This is a genomic window from Microvirga mediterraneensis, assembly GCF_013520865.1.
Lineage (GTDB): Bacteria > Pseudomonadota > Alphaproteobacteria > Rhizobiales > Beijerinckiaceae > Microvirga > Microvirga mediterraneensis.
The window spans coordinates 926,989-941,970 of sequence record NZ_JACDXJ010000001.1 but is presented as its reverse complement, the minus strand read 5'-3'; the positions used below and the strand labels follow the sequence as shown (position 1 = coordinate 941,970).

General features: G+C 64.0%; 12 protein-coding genes. 3 read left to right on the top strand and 9 right to left on the bottom strand.

Annotation, left to right across the window (positions count from 1 at the left end; translation table 11 throughout):
- Positions 1-8: 8 nt before the first annotated feature.
- The 3 genes from rpsA to H0S73_RS04450 all read right to left on the bottom strand — a co-directional run bounded on the left by rpsA (position 9) and on the right by H0S73_RS04450 (position 4,157).
- Positions 9-1,706, bottom strand: coding sequence for a 30S ribosomal protein S1 (gene rpsA / locus H0S73_RS04460; protein ID WP_181051029.1), 1,698 nt, complete (start codon positions 1,704-1,706; stop codon positions 9-11).
- Positions 1,707-2,042: 336 nt separating this feature from the next.
- Positions 2,043-3,353, bottom strand: coding sequence for an MFS transporter (locus H0S73_RS04455; RefSeq protein ID WP_181054236.1), 1,311 nt, complete (start codon positions 3,351-3,353; stop codon positions 2,043-2,045).
- A gap of 174 nt (positions 3,354-3,527) precedes the next feature.
- Positions 3,528-4,157 carry a 2-hydroxychromene-2-carboxylate isomerase gene (locus tag H0S73_RS04450; RefSeq protein ID WP_181051028.1) on the bottom strand — a complete coding sequence of 210 codons (630 nt, stop codon included), beginning with the start codon at positions 4,155-4,157 and terminating at the stop codon, positions 3,528-3,530.
- Between the two features lie 221 nt (positions 4,158-4,378).
- Here H0S73_RS04450 and H0S73_RS04445 point away from each other — a divergent pair, with 221 nt between their 5' ends.
- Complete coding sequence (locus H0S73_RS04445) at positions 4,379-5,611, top strand: argininosuccinate synthase (RefSeq protein WP_181051027.1); 1,233 nt, start codon at positions 4,379-4,381, stop codon at positions 5,609-5,611.
- Between the two features lie 358 nt (positions 5,612-5,969).
- Entirely contained in the window at positions 5,970-7,673 is a 1,704-nt protein-coding gene (locus H0S73_RS04440) for a cadherin domain-containing protein (protein ID WP_181051026.1), read from the top strand.
- 93 nt (positions 7,674-7,766) lie between these two features.
- Here the strand turns inward: H0S73_RS04440 and H0S73_RS04435 are convergent, their stop codons facing one another.
- On the bottom strand, positions 7,767-9,656 hold the full coding sequence (locus H0S73_RS04435; RefSeq protein ID WP_181051025.1) for a PAS domain-containing sensor histidine kinase: 1,890 nt from the start codon (positions 9,654-9,656) through the stop codon (positions 7,767-7,769).
- A gap of 989 nt (positions 9,657-10,645) precedes the next feature.
- Between H0S73_RS04435 and typA the strand changes: the two genes are divergently transcribed.
- Positions 10,646-12,472, top strand: coding sequence for a translational GTPase TypA (gene typA / locus H0S73_RS04430; protein WP_181051024.1), 1,827 nt, complete (start codon positions 10,646-10,648; stop codon positions 12,470-12,472).
- Positions 12,473-12,554: 82 nt separating this feature from the next.
- Here typA and H0S73_RS04425 read toward each other — a convergent pair whose 3' ends face one another.
- The 5 genes from H0S73_RS04425 to H0S73_RS04405 all read right to left on the bottom strand — a co-directional run bounded on the left by H0S73_RS04425 (position 12,555) and on the right by H0S73_RS04405 (position 14,978).
- On the bottom strand, positions 12,555-12,722 hold the full coding sequence (locus H0S73_RS04425) for a hypothetical protein (RefSeq protein ID WP_181051023.1): 168 nt from the start codon (positions 12,720-12,722) through the stop codon (positions 12,555-12,557).
- A 21-nt stretch (positions 12,723-12,743) separates the two neighbouring features.
- On the bottom strand, positions 12,744-12,965 hold the full coding sequence (locus H0S73_RS04420; protein ID WP_181051022.1) for a hypothetical protein: 222 nt from the start codon (positions 12,963-12,965) through the stop codon (positions 12,744-12,746).
- Between the two features lie 12 nt (positions 12,966-12,977).
- Entirely contained in the window at positions 12,978-13,334 is a 357-nt protein-coding gene (locus tag H0S73_RS04415) for a hypothetical protein (protein WP_181051021.1), read from the bottom strand.
- A gap of 145 nt (positions 13,335-13,479) precedes the next feature.
- The gene (gene cysK / locus H0S73_RS04410; RefSeq protein ID WP_181051020.1) at positions 13,480-14,454 is read right to left on the bottom strand and encodes a cysteine synthase A; all 975 of its coding nucleotides are present in this window, start codon (positions 14,452-14,454) and stop codon (positions 13,480-13,482) included.
- Between the two features lie 74 nt (positions 14,455-14,528).
- Positions 14,529-14,978: an RrF2 family transcriptional regulator gene (locus H0S73_RS04405; protein WP_181051019.1), complete on the bottom strand. Its 450-nt coding sequence runs from the start codon at positions 14,976-14,978 to the stop codon at positions 14,529-14,531.
- Between the last annotated feature and the right edge of the window lie 4 nt (positions 14,979-14,982).

The following is a 14,982-nucleotide window of genomic DNA, read 5'->3' as shown; positions in this document are numbered from 1 at the left end:
GAACCTGATTACTTCTTGTCCTTGGCCTTCAGGGCAGCGCCCAGGATGTCGCCGAGCGAAGCACCCGAATCGGCGGAGCCGTACTGAGCCATGGCCTCCTTCTCCTCAGCGACCTCGAGGGCCTTGATGGAGACGGTGACGCGACGGGCCTTGCGGTCGAACTGCGTGACGCGGGCATCGAGCTTCTCGCCGGCGGCGAAGCGCTCGGGGCGCTGGTCGGCGCGGTCACGAGCGAGCTCGTTGCGCTTGATGAAGGTGGAGAGGTCGGTGTCGACGATCTTCACCTCCAGGCCGCCGTCCTTCACCTCGAGAACCTCGCAGGTGACGATCTGGCCCTTCTTGATCTCGCCGGCTTCGGCGAAGGGATCGCCCGCAAGCTGCTTGATGCCGAGGGAGATACGCTCCTTCTCGACGTCCACGTCGAGAACCTGAGCGCGCACGACGTCGCCCTTCTTGAAGTCGTCGATGACCTGCTCGCCCGGACGGTTCCAGTCGAGGTCCGAGAGGTGGACCATGCCGTCGACGTCGTTCTCGAGACCGATGAACAGACCGAACTCGGTCTTGTTCTTGACCTCGCCTTCGACTTCGGACCCGACAGGGTGCTTCTCGGCGAAGGCTTCCCACGGGTTCTGGAGCGTCTGCTTCAGGCCGAGCGAGATGCGGCGCTTCACCTGGTCGACCTCGAGGATCACGACCTCAACCTCCTGCGAGGTGGAGATGATCTTGCCGGGGTGGACGTTCTTCTTCGTCCAGGACATCTCGGACACGTGGATCAGGCCTTCGATGCCCGGCTCCAGCTCCACGAACGCACCGTAATCGGTGATGTTCGTGACGCGGCCCTTCAGCTTGGCGCCGACGGGGTAACGGGCGGCGATGCCCTCCCACGGATCGGCCAGCAGCTGCTTGATGCCCAGCGAGATGCGGTGCGTCTCGTGGTTGATCTTGATGATCTTCACCTTCACCGTCTGGCCGATGGTTACGACCTCGGACGGATGGTTGACGCGGCGCCATGCCATGTCGGTGACGTGGAGCAGGCCGTCGATGCCGCCGAGATCAACGAACGCACCGTACTCGGTGATGTTCTTGACCACGCCGTCGATGACCTGACCCTCTTCGAGGTTGGCCACGAGCTCGGAACGCTGCTCGGCGCGGCTCTCTTCGAGAACCGTGCGGCGCGACACGACGATGTTGCCGCGGCGGCGGTCCATCTTGAGGATCTGGAACGGCTGAGCCACGCCCATGAGCGGGGTGACGTCGCGGACCGGGCGGATGTCGACCTGCGAGCGGGGCAGGAACGCCACGGCGCCGTCGAGGTCGACCGTGTAGCCGCCCTTCACCTGGTTGAAGATCGTGCCGTTGACGCGCTCGCCGGCCTCGAAGGCCTTCTCGAGCTTCACCCACGACTCTTCGCGGCGGGCCTTGTCACGGGAGATGACGGCCTCGCCCAGCGCATTCTCGATGCGCTCGACATAGACCTCGACCTCGTCACCGACATTGACCGTCTGGTCGCGGTTCGGGCCGGCAAATTCTTTCAGGGCGACGCGACCTTCGGTCTTGGCGCCGATATCGATGACCGCGACGTCCTTTTCGATCGCGACCACCTTGCCCTTCACGACCGAGCCTTCGCTGATCTCGGAGGTGCGGAAGGATTCTTCGAGCAGGGCCGCGAAATCTTCACGGCTCGGCTGTTGCAAAGCTGCAGACATAGGTTCTCCTGAATGGCCCTCGTTTAAAGGGGCAACGCCGGCGGCTCGTGTTTACGGGCCGTTTCCAGCCGCCGCTGCCTGAGGACGCCCCTTCTAGGGCCATGTCCGAGGCATGCCGCTCTATCTAAGCGGGCCGGCGTATCATCGACGGATGGAAACGCTTTTACCGCAAGGACTTACCGGGACGCCACAAGGGCGCGTCAGACGCACCCTTACGCAACGTTAACCGTCAATGCCTTGTCGGATGGGGGTTCTAATATCCCAAATGGCCCCGGATCACAAGGCTTTCAAGGATTTGAGCCTCCCCGAACCCAACCGGGGAGGCTCGAAGGATCTTTAATCCTCGTGGATCAGGCTGTGCTGGCGGGTGTCCTTCATGCGCAGGTAGACGATGAGGGACAGGCCGACCATGACGGTCACGTACCAGAAGAAGCCGTATTCCATCCCGGCCTGCTTGAACCAGAGCGCCACGTATTCGGCGGTGCCGCCGAAGACCGTGTTGGCGATGGCGTAAGGCAGGGCCACGCCGAGCGCCCGGATGTGGGCCGGGAACATCTCGGCCTTCACCACGGCGTTGATCGACGTGTAGCCGGTGACGATCACGAGCGCCGCGAGGCACAGGGCGAAGGCCATGTAAGGGTCCTTCGTGCCGGCGAGCGTCGAGAAGATCAGGTAGGTGAACAGCACGCCGAGAACGCCGAAGCCCACCATCAGGGGCTTGCGGCCGATCCTGTCGGACAGGGCGCCGGCCGCCGGCTGGAGCACCATGAACACGAACAGGGCCGCCGCCGTGATCTGGCTCGCCGCCTCGCGGGAGAAGCCCGAGGTGTTGACCAGGAACTTCTGCAGGTAGGTGGTGTAGGCGTAGAAGGCGAGCGTCCCGCCGGCGGTCAGCGCGATCACCGTGAAGGCCTCGCGGGGGTGCTGGGTGAAGAGCGCCATGCCGCTGGAGCGGGGCGCCTTCGCGTCCTTGGTCTGGGTGCCCTGCGCGTTCTTGTAGGATTCCGTCTCGGCGAGGCCGCGGCGGAGGTAGAACACGATCACCGCGAGCACGCCCCCGATGGCGAATGGAATACGCCAGCCCCAGGCTTCGAGGTTCTGCTCGGACATGACCTGCTGCAGGACCAGCAGCACGGCCAGCGCCAGGAGCTGGCCGGAGATCAAGGTCACGTACTGGAAGCTCGAGAAGAAGCCGCGGCGGCTCTTCCCGGCCATCTCGCTCAAGTAAGTGGCGCTGGCGCCGTATTCGCCGCCGACGCTGATGCCCTGGAGCAGGCGCGCCAGGACGAGGATGACGGGAGCGAACACGCCGATGCTGTCATAGCCCGGCGTGACGGCGATCATGAGCGAGCCCGTGCACATGAGCGTCACGGACAGGGTCAGGCCGGCCTTGCGGCCCTTGCGGTCCGCATAGATGCCCATGATCCAGGCGCCGATGGGGCGCATGAGGAAGCCGACCGCGAAGACGGCGGCGGCGTTCAGGAGCTGGGCGGTCTGGTCGCCCTTGGGAAAGAAGATCGGGGCGAAATAGAGAGTGAAGGCGGAATAGACGTACCAGTCGTACCACTCGACCATATTGCCGGCCGATCCGCCGAGGATCGACTTAAGGCGGCCTTTCTGGTCGGCGGCGCTGTTCTTCATCAACATCATGCGACTCGTTTTCCAACGGGGGCACGCTCTCCGAACCGAGGGAGCGCGCGGCTTTGCAAAGAGAATGGAAGGATTGTCGGAAGGGGGCGGCAGCTCTTGGCGTCTGGCTGCGGCCTTATGGATTTGAACCAGACATAGTCCCGCCCCGCCCTTGGGTCAAACTTCCTTGGGTCAAACAGGCCAGTCCGAGCGCCGGGCCTGGGCGACCGCCCAACTGAGCGCCTGTTCGAGGCGGTCGTTGCCCCAGAACATCTCCCCGTCCTCCGTGAAGAAGGTCGGCGCCCCGAAAACACCCCGAGACTGGACCTCGTCGCCCATCCGGCGCAGGCGGGTCTTGTTGGCCTCCCCTTGCGCCTCCGCGAGAACGGCCTCGGCCTCGAGCCCCATTCCGGTCAGGATCAAGGCCAGCACCGCCGGGTCGGCGATGTCGCGGCCCTCGCCGAACTCGGCCGTGTAGACGGCCTTCGTGAAGGCCGGGGTCCAGCCGGGCTCGACGCCGATGAGCGCGATGCGCGCCGCCAGGAGCCCATTCTGCGGAAAGGTCTTGGGCCGGTAGAAGGGCAGCCCGAGCCGGGCCGCCTCCCGCTCCATGTCACGCCACATGTAGCGTCCCTTGACGGGAAAGAGCGCGAAGGGCGAGGTCTCCATGCCTTGCGCTTTGAAGACCGGCCCGAGCAGGAACGGCCGCCACAGGAGCACGACGCCTGCCTCCGCAGCGGCCTTCTCGATGCGCATGGCGGCGAGATAGGAATAGGTGGAGGCGAATTCGTACCAGAATTCGAGGTTCGGCTGGCGGATCATGAGCGTCTCTCGCTGCCGGCCCTCGGCGACAGGACGATTCCTGCCTTCTGCGAGCCGCTTCATACCCCTCGCAGAGGCCTACCGCATTCCACTAAGTTATGACAGGCCCTGGTTTTCCTGCCAGGAATGCAGAGGCGGCATGTCGGGTCGATCAAATGCCCGTTGCGCCCATGGCGCTTCCGTTTTAAGTCGCAGGTACCCTTATCAACGGAACCCTTGCTATGGCTGAGAAGCGCGTGAACAAGGTCGTGCTCGCCTATTCCGGCGGCCTCGACACCTCCATCATCCTCAAGTGGCTGCAGACCACCTATGGCTGCGAGGTCGTGACCTTCACGGCCGATCTCGGCCAGGGCGAGGAGCTGGAGCCGGCGCGCAAGAAGGCCGAGCTTCTCGGCATCAAGCCGGAGAACATCTTCATCGAGGACCTGCGCGACGAGTTCGTGCGCGACTACGTGTTCCCGATGTTCCGCGCCAATGCGCAATACGAGGGCCTGTACCTGCTCGGCACCTCCATCGCCCGGCCGCTGATCGCCAAGAAGCAGATCGAGATCGCCGAGAAGGTGGGCGCCGACGCGGTCGCCCACGGGGCCACCGGCAAGGGCAACGACCAGGTGCGCTTCGAGCTCGCCTATTACGCCCTGAAGCCCGACGTGACCGTGATCGCCCCCTGGCGCGAATGGGACCTGCGCTCCCGCGAGCAGCTCATCGCCTTCGCCGAGCAGCACCAGATTCCGATCGCCAAGGACAAGCGCGGCGAGGCGCCGTTCTCCGTCGACGCCAACCTGCTGCACGCCTCCTCCGAGGGCAAGGTGCTGGAGGATCCGGCCATGGAAGTGCCGGATTACGTCTATTCCCGCACCGACGGCCCGGAGAGCGCGCCCGACAAGCCGACGGTGATCAAGATCGCCTTCGAGAAGGGCGACCCGGTCGCCATCGACGGCAAGAAGCTCGGCCCCGCCGACCTGCTGGCGAAGCTCAACGAGCTTGGGCGTATCAACGGCATCGGCCGCCTCGACCTCGTGGAAAACCGCTTCGTCGGCATGAAGAGCCGCGGCATGTACGAGACCCCCGGCGGCACGATCCTTCACCTCGCCCATCGCGGCATCGAGTCGATCACCCTCGACCGCGGCGCCGCGCACCTGAAGGACGAGCTGATGCCGAAATACGCGGAGCTCATCTATAACGGCTTCTGGTTCTCGCCCGAGCGCGAGATGCTCCAGGCCATGATCGACAAGTCCCAGGAATTCGTCACCGGCGAGGTGACCCTGAAGCTCTACAAGGGCGGCGTCCACCTCATCGGCCGCGAGAGCCCCTACACGCTCTACGACCAGGACCTCGTCACCTTCGAGGAAGGCGCCGTCGCCTACGACCACCGCGACGCCGCCGGCTTCATCAAACTCAACGCGCTTCGCCTGCGCACCCTGGCCCAGCGCAAGAAGAAGCTGGGGCTGTAGAAAAGAGAAGCATCTTCTCTGAGTCTGCCCTCACCCGCCACGTCGTCACCTCACCGGACTTGATCCGGGGACCGGTGCCGGTGATTCAGATGGGAGAGTTGCTGCGCTTCAGACAAGCGGGACGGTCGGGCCAAGCCCGACCATGACGGCGAGGTGTCGGAGAACGTTGGTGGCATGGTGTGGAGGGTGTTGAGCGGCCCTCACCTCTCCGCCTTGCGGAGCACGCCTTGCGTCGCGGGCCTTCGCCCGCTGATGCCCGACGGCGGGGTGGCCACCCTGGCTTAAAGTCCTAGTTTACATTCCCGTTCTGGTTGAATTACGTTGCGTCAGATGAGTATGTTCGGCGGATAGGACTCTTATGGCGCGGTTCGAAGTCACGGCAGCGAATTTTCCTGGTCGGGCGTTTGAAGGAACCGGAACGGATACCCTCGTGCTCGTCGGGGGCGGCGCCTTCGATTTCGACTACGTGCTCTTGTCCGGGTTCTCACAGATCCTGATCGAAGCGGGAATCGGCCGGTATACGAGCATCAGGATCTCCGGGGAGCAGCTCGCGGATATCTCGTTCATCGGCAGTTCATATGACTACACGAGCGTCTATCTGACGGGCAGCGCCATCGATCTCCGGGGCAAGACGTTCGATAAGATCCGTTATCTCTCTCTCGCGAGCGACAATGCAACGGTGACCGTCGCGAGCCTGCCTCTCGCTCTGAAAATCGACGCCTTTCAGAGCCAAGGAGAGACGATCGTCCTCGATGGTCCAGTCGCCACTCAGGCTGCCCGGGACGCCCTTCATCGGCAAGGCTTCGACAAGATCGTCCAAGGTGCGAACGTCTGGACGGATGCGGCACCGACGCTCTCCAATCTCAGCGGCGGCCAGCTTCATGTCAGGCAAGGTCAAATCGTCCGCCTGGATCCTGAAGCCGATGCCGTTCTGTCGGACGACAAGGGTTTCGTAGCGTTTCTCGACATTGCACTGTCGAACAGCGGCTACCTTTTCCCCATGAGCCATTTCAAGCTCGGCAGCAATTTCCAGATCTTGAATAATAACTATCCCAGCCAGACGCTGCTCTACAAAGGCTCCATCATCGGCTCTATTAGCTCTAGCAGCTACGACACGACTGCCAGAATTTCGTTCCACTCGTCCACGGCGCCGGATATCGTCTCCGAATTCGTCCGCGACCTCGCCTATACGCCGGGTGATTTTGTCCATTACAAGAACGTGACAGTTGCGATTACGGCCCTCGATCAGGGAGGGCGCAAATCGGGGACAACGGTCTTCAATGTGACGGCCGAGACGAACTGGACTCCGACCGAGCCTACTCTCAGCAATGCATCGATCGTCGAGAACGCTATCGCGGGAACGGTCGTCGGAACCCTCAAGGCAACGGATGCCAACGGCGATGCCGTACATTACCGGCTGACCGACGACGCGGGCGGCCGCTTCAGCGTCGTGGACGATCAGATCGTCGTTTCGGGGCTTGTTCCGATAGACTTCGAGGTGGCGACAAAGCATCGCGTCACGGTCGTCGCCAATGACGGCGAGCAGGACGGTTTGCCGGCCACCTTCACGATCTCGATCGTCAATGTCCTTGAGAACGTCATTCGAGGAACGGCGGGAAAAGACAGGCTCGTTGGCGGCGCGGAAAGAGACTTCCTCTTTGGCGGCCTCGGGAACGACATCTTGACGGGCAATGGCGGCAAGGATGCCTTCGTGTTCAATACGAAGCTCGGCACCGCGACAACGGACCGGAAGGTCAATTTCGACAAGATCACGGATTTCAAAGTCGCGCTGGATTCGATTTGGCTCGACGACAAGATCTTCAATAACAAAGACCTGAAGCTGCTCGGCAAGAAGGCTTCGGAAACGAACCCGAAGAAGCTGAACAAGAAATTCTTTACCGTCGGCGACAAGGCCAAGGATAAGGACGACTACATCGTCTACAACAAGAAGACCGGTGTATTGTCCTATGATCCCGATGGATCCGGGTCGAAAGCGGCTATTGAGTTTGCCCAGGTCACGAAGGGAGCGTCCCTCAGGTTCGACCACTTCTTCATCATCTGAAGCAGAAGTCGGAAATTTTCGATCACCCACCTTTGTCCGGATCGGCCCATTCACTTGAAAACTGAGGCGGTGAAAGGAGGTTCAGGCATTCGCTCAATGCGATGAAGCGTGTTCCTGCGCATCGCTCGCTTCACTCAGCGGCACACTCATCACGCACACGACGCCTGACGGGTCGTAGATCAACTGAACGTCGCCGCCGAGATCGGTCGACAGGCTTCGCTCGATCAGCCGCGTGCCGAATCCCCTGCGGGTCGGCGCGGTCACGGGTGGGCCATTGTGTTCCCGCCATCTCAATACCAGGCGCGGTGCGGCGCCCGGCGTGAGCGTCCAGGTGATGACGACGCAACCCGACGGGACGGAGAGCGCGCCGTATTTCGCGGCGTTCGTCGCAAGTTCGTGGATGGCCATCGCGATGGCGAGAGCCGTTCTCGGGATGAGGCGGACGCGGGGCCCCTGGATGTCGAAATGGCTCGTCTTCTGCCGAAGATAAGGCTCGACCACCTCGTCGATGATTTCCCGCAGCTCCGCTCCTTCCCAGTTCTCGCGCGTGAGAACGTCATGAGCACGCGCCAGGGCGAACAGGCGATCCTCGAACGCCTGGAACTTGGGGCGGCTCTCGTGGTCCAGCTGCCGCAGGCTCTGGGCCGCCATCGACTGGACGATGGTCAGCGTGTTCTTCACCCGGTGGTTCAGCTCGTTGATCAGAAGCTCGCGGTGCTCCTCGACCTGCTTGCGGTCGGTGATGTCGAGCACGGAGCCGACATAGCCGAGGAAGGCGCCGTCCTCACCGAAGCGCGGCGCGGCCGCATCGATGGCCCACCGGTAGGTCCCGTCCACGCGGCGCAGCCGGTACTCCAGGCGGAATGCCTCGCGCTTGGCATTGGCCTCCCGGAACACCCTGCCCGACCAATCGCGATCCTCCGGATGGACGGCGTCCAGCCAGCCGAAGCCCAGGCCGGTCTCCGGGGTCTGCCCGGTGAACTCGCACCAGGAGCGGGACAGGTAGGAGCACCGTCCGTCCGGCTCCGTGACCCAGACCATGACGGGAGCATTGTCGGCGAGATTGCGGAATCGTGCTTCGCTCTCGCGCAGGCTCTCCTCCGCCTGGACACGCTCCGTGACGTCGTAGCCCTCGGCGAAGATGCCGGTGACCTTGTTCGTGCTGTCCGTGATCGGCTGGTAGACGAGATCGACGAAGCGATCCTCGACGCGGCTCCCCGGCTCCCGCTGAAGCCTGACCCGGAGACTGCGTCCGACAAAGGGCTTGCCTGTCGTGTAGACTTTGTCGAGCAGCTCGAAGAAGCCCTGGCCCTCGACCTCGGGCAGGACGTCCCTGACGGGTTTTCCCAGAACGTCGCGACGGTGGCCGATGAGCTGAAGGTAGGCATCGTTCGCCAGCTCGAACACGTGATCGCGCCCGCTCAGCATCGCCATGAAACCCGGGGCCTGCTTGAAGAATTCGCGAAGCCGGTCCTGCTCCGCTTTCAGGGCCGCCCGGGATTTCACCTCCTGCGTGGTCTCCGTGCAGGCGCAGAACATGCCGCCGATGCCGCCCGTCTCGTCGCGGACGGGCGAGTAGGAGAACGTGTACCAGGTATCTTCCGGATAGCCGTTGCGCTCCATCACGAGGTGCATGTCCTCGTGATAGGTGGCTTCTCCGGCCAGCGCATTCGTCACCAGGGGTTCGATATCGGACCAGATCTCCGACCAGACCTCCTTGAAGGGCAGTCCGAGGGCGTGGGGGTGCTTTGCGCCGAAGATGGGCCGGTACCCGTCATTGTACAGGAAGGCCAGCCGGGGGCCCCAGGCGATGAACATGGGAAACTTGGAGGTGAGCATCAGGCTCACGACGGTTCGCAGGCTCTGCGGCCAGCCTTCCGGAGGGCCGAGAGGCGACGTGGACCAGTCGTGAGCCCGCATGAGCGCACCCATCTCACCGCCCCCGCTGAGGAAATCGACACTCGGGGCGAACTCATGATGCATTGGGACCGCCTGCCGGAGATGGCTTTGCCGTGTGTTGCGGATCAGTGAGACGGCAAGCGATCGCGAGCGAGGCTGACCGAACGCTGCCGGAGCCACGCGTTTCGACCTTGGCCGCGACGGCGACCGCAAACCGACCTGTCCAGGGTGTGTTCAAGGCTGTTCTGGCTGACATGCCGACTTTCGGAAGGCCGGAGAATGCTTCTCCATGTAGACTAACGTTAGGTTACTTCAATATTTCTCTGCATTGGCGAGATGGCGCACCCTCCACCCTTCGCGGCGAGACGTTGCGTGATGCGTCAACGGTGTCATTCCCAGCCGGAGATGGCGAAGCCATCGGACGGGAAGGGAATCCACGTTCAGGCGCAACGCCATGGATCCGCTTCCCTCGCCTTCGGCTCGCCGGGGATGACACTCACCCCGTCACGGCCGCCCGTGTTGCGGCCCCCACGTCTTGAAGCAAGTTGAAGACGCAGGCGGCCGGGCCAAGCCCGGTCATGACGCGAGGAGGGATCGTCGGGCGGATGGCATGTTCTCACTTTGTTCTTGACAGGGCGGACAAGCTCGGCTATATCGTTCGCATTCCCGCCCGCCGAGGGGCGCGCTCGCGAGGCGTCAGCCAGTGCGGGGCGGGAGGCGGTCCCGCCGCAGGTCTCGCACACCTGTGGTCGCGGGAGGTCGACCTTGGGGGCTCCCCAGCTGGTCCACCTGAAAAGAACCGCGTGCGAGGCGCCGTCCGGCTCTTCCACTCTCACACTCACAGCGAGCCGGGCGATGCACCGCACCCTCCCTCGACTGACCTTCAGGCTCGCAGCGCACGCTGCGGGCCCAAAGGTGCTGCCCACCCCCCTTGCCGAGAAACGCGCCACCGTGCCCTATTGCAGCCGCTCTCTTATCATTATATTGCAGCGCATCAGATTTCCGCCCGGTACGAGCCAGGGGCGCGGCCAAGCTTGCCGCGTACCGGGCCGCTTTGCTTTGAAAGACCCCGTATGAAACTACGCAATATCGCCATCATCGCCCACGTCGACCACGGCAAGACGACCCTCGTCGACAAGCTCCTCCAGCAGTCGGGCAGCTTCCGTGAGAACCAGCGCGTGGAAGAGCGCGCCATGGATTCGAACGACCTGGAAAAGGAGCGCGGCATCACCATCCTGGCCAAGGCCACCTCGGTGGTCTGGAAGGATACCCGCATCAACATCGTCGATACCCCGGGCCACGCCGATTTCGGCGGCGAGGTCGAGCGCATCCTGAGCATGGTGGACGGCGCCATCGTGCTCGTCGACGCGGCCGAAGGCCCGATGCCCCAGACCAAGTTCGTGGTCTCCAAGGCCCTCAAGATCGGCCTTCGCCCGATCGTGGCCATCAACAAGATCGACCGCCCCGATGCCCGCCACCAGGAGGTCATCAACGAGGTGTTCGACCTGTTCGCGGCGCTCGACGCCACCGACGAGCAGCTCGACTTCCCAATCCTCTACGGGTCCGGCCGCAACGGCTGGATGGCGAAGTCGCCGGAGGGCCCGAGCGACCAGGGCCTGGCCCCGCTCTTCGACCTCGTGCTCGAGCACGTGCCCCCGGCGAAGACCGAGGACGGCCCGTTCCGCATGCTCGGCACCCTGCTCGAAGCCAACCCTTTCCTGGGCCGCATCGTCACGGGCCGCATCGCCTCGGGCACGGTGAAGCCGAACCAGTCGATCAAGGTGCTCGACCGTGAAGGCAACGTGGTCGAGACCGGCCGCGTGTCCAAGATCCTGGCCTTCCGCGGCCTGGAGCGCCAGCCGATCGAGGTCGGCGAGGCCGGCGACATCGTGTCCATCGCGGGCCTCGTGAAGGGCTCGGTGGCCGACACCTTCTGCGCGCCCGAGAACGACATTCCGATCCAGGCGCAGCCCATCGACCCGCCGACCGTGACCATGTCGTTCATCGTCAACGACTCACCGCTCGCCGGCACCGAGGGCGACAAGGTGACGAGCCGCATGATCCGCGACCGCCTGTTCAAGGAAGCGGAAGGCAACGTGACCCTCAAGATCGAGGAAGCGGCCGACAAGGATTCGTTCTACGTCTCCGGCCGCGGCGAATTGCAGCTCGCGATCCTCATCGAGACCATGCGCCGCGAGGGCTTCGAGCTCGCCGTGTCGCGTCCCCGCGTGGTGTTCGAGAAGGACGAGAACGGCCAGCTCCTCGAGCCCATCGAGGAAGTGGTCATCGACGTGGACGAGGAGCATTCCGGCGTCGTGGTGCAGAAGATGTCCGAGCGCCGCGCCGAGATGGTCGAGATGAAGCCGTCGGGCGGCAACCGCCAGCGCCTCGTGTTCTACGCTCCGACCCGCGGCCTCATCGGCTACCAGAGCGAGCTCCTGACCGACACGCGCGGCACCGCCATCATGAACCGCCTGTTCCACGCCTACGAGCCCTACAAGGGCGAGATCGCGGGACGGCGCAACGGCGTGCTGATCTCCAACGACGCGGGCGAGGCCGTGGCCTACGCCCTGTGGAACCTGGAAGATCGCGGCCCGATGATGATCGAGCCGGGCTGGAAGGTCTATCAGGGCATGATCGTCGGCGAGCACAACCGCGAGAACGACCTGGAAGTGAACGTGCTCAAGGGCAAGAAGCTCACCAACATCCGCACGACCTCGAAGGACGAAGCGGTGCGTCTCACCCCGCCGATCCGCATGACCCTCGAGCGCTCGCTCGCCTGGATCGAGGACGACGAGCTCGTCGAGGTCACGCCGAAGTCGATCCGCATCCGCAAGGCGATCCTCGACCCGAACGACCGCAAGCGCGCCGAGAAGCAGAAAGAAGCGCTGAGCGCTTAAAGACGCGGCGCATCGCGTGAAATCGAAAGGCCGCCCTTGAGGGCGGCCTTTTCTTTGACAGCCTCGGCATCCGGGGGAAGGCTTACCCCTCCGCCTTGCTGCCCTGCCCCTTCTTGGCGCCCTCGCCCATCGGATCCGTGGAATCCTCGCCCTCGGCATCGGGGTTCTCGCGGCCCTGCGGGGTCAGCCGGGGCGCGCCGATGTCCTCTTCCGTCGCCTGACCAGGCTTCTTGCTTTCCTGCTGAGCCATGCTCGCCTCCTCTCGCGATCCTTATGAACTGGTCGAATCCGTCGCGTCATGGTCGCCGGCTTCCGGCAATGAGCCGGTGCCGGGCGTCGCATCGGGATTGGTCAGGTCCGGCTTGTCGTGCGGCCCCGCGGCCGGGACCTTGCCGCCGGACGGCTTGGCGGATTCCGGCTGCGGAGCCTGCCTCTTGGAGGCGACGTCCTTCGCCGTATCATCGGTGTGATTGCCGTAGCCTGCATTGCCCATGGCGGTGCTTCCTCAATCCTGCTGCTTGCCGTTCACGGCGGTGGCGCGTTCGATGGCCTCAGCGGTGGCGTCCTTGTCCTCGGGCGAGAGGGTCGCGTCGCTCAGGTGTCGGGTGGCCTCGGGCGTCTCGGCGGCGGTGAGTTCGTCATGACCGTCCATGCCGGCCTGGCTGGTCTGCCCGGTCTGGCCCTGACGGTAATTGTAGGCCTCGCCGCCGGGCTCGCTCCACACCTTGCGCATGGTGGCATTGCCCTCGATGCCGCCGTCCCGGTTCGGGTCGACGGGGCTGTCGATCCCGCCGCGCTGCTCGTTGCGGATCTGGTCCGCCGATTGCTCCTTCAACGAATGAGGCGCCTTGTGTTCCGCCATGTCGAACTCCTTGAGACATCGTCTGAATTCATGTGCAGCAAGGAGAACCCGACCGGCTAGGCGAAGTTCTGGCTACGCTTGGAGCGACCGCCAACAAAAAGGGCGGCCGTGAAGCCGCCCTTTGTGATCCGACCCGATGCGACGATCAGAGCCCTTCGAACAACGCGGTCGAGAGATAGCGCTCGGCGAAGGACGGCGCGACGGTGACGATGCGCTTCCCCTTGAACTCGGGTCGCGCGGCGACCTCGAGCGCCGCCGCCACGTTGGCACCGGTCGAGATGCCGCCGGGAATGCCCTCGAGCCGGGCGAGCTGTCGCGCCGTGTCGAAGGCCGTCTGGTTGCCGACCGTCACCACCTCGTCGATGAGCGCGCGGTCGAGCACGTCCGGGATGAAGCCCGCGCCGATGCCCTGGATCTTATGCGGACCGGGCTGACCGCCGGAGAGGACCGGGGAGTCCTCGGGCTCCACGGCGATCACCTTCATTCCGGCCAAGCGCGGCTTGATCACCTGGGCGACGCCCGTGATGGTGCCGCCGGTGCCCACGGCCGCCACGAAGGCATCGAGCTGACCGTCGGTGTCGTTCCAGATCTCCTCCGCCGTGGTCTTGCGGTGAATCTCCGGATTGGCCGGGTTCTTGAACTGCTGCGGGATGACCGAATTGGGGATTTCGTTCAAAAGCTCTTCGGCCCGAGCCACGGCCCCCTTCATGCCCATGGGGCCGGGGGTGAGCACCAGCTCCGCGCCGAGATAGGCCAGCATCTTGCGGCGCTCGATGGACATGGTCTCGGGCATCACGAGGATCAGCCTGTAGCCGCGCGCCGCCGCCACGAAGGCGAGCGCGATGCCGGTGTTGCCGGAGGTCGGCTCGATCAGGGTCGTATTGGGATTGATCTTCCCGGCCGCCTCCATGGCCTCGATCATGCTGACGCCGATACGGTCCTTCACGCTTGAAATCGGGTTGAAGAACTCGAGCTTCACGAGGATCTCAGCGTCGATCCCGCGCTCCTGGGGCAGCCGGTTCAGGCGCACGAGCGGGGTATTGCCGATGGTCTGCGTGATGGAGCCGTAGATGCGGCCGCGCCCTGGCTTGGCGTTCGACGGATTGAGAGTGTCAGCCATGAGTTTCCTCCTTCAGATCGGAGGAAACTTAACCTTTCCTGCATGACGTGTCGATATTTCTGAGATTTCACGATTCATATCGTGAAATCTACGGGAGAGGCAGCTTCGACTACGCCTTCGGCCTGAGCCTTCTGACACAGGTCCTCCACCGTCACCTTGTCGAGCTCGGCCAGGAACGCCTCGGTTCCATGGTGAACGAGAGGCGACACGACAGCTTCGGCAAGACGGGATTCCGGCAGGGGCGAGGAGCCGTCCTCCTCCAGGGCCGACATGGCGATGCGCACGATGTCGCCGGCCGTGACCCGCCGTCGCTCGCGGGCCAGTTCATAGCCTCCACGGGGGCCGCGCACGCCTTTCAGCACGCCCTGGCGAACCAGGGCCTGCAGCACCGGCTCCAGATAGCGCGGGGGCAGATTGTGACGGGCGGCGAGCGCCTTGGCCGAGACCGGCATGGGGCGGGCATGAAGGGCGATGTCGGTGACGGCCGCGATGGCGAGAAGCGAGCGGCGCGAGAGAAAGTTCATGCGA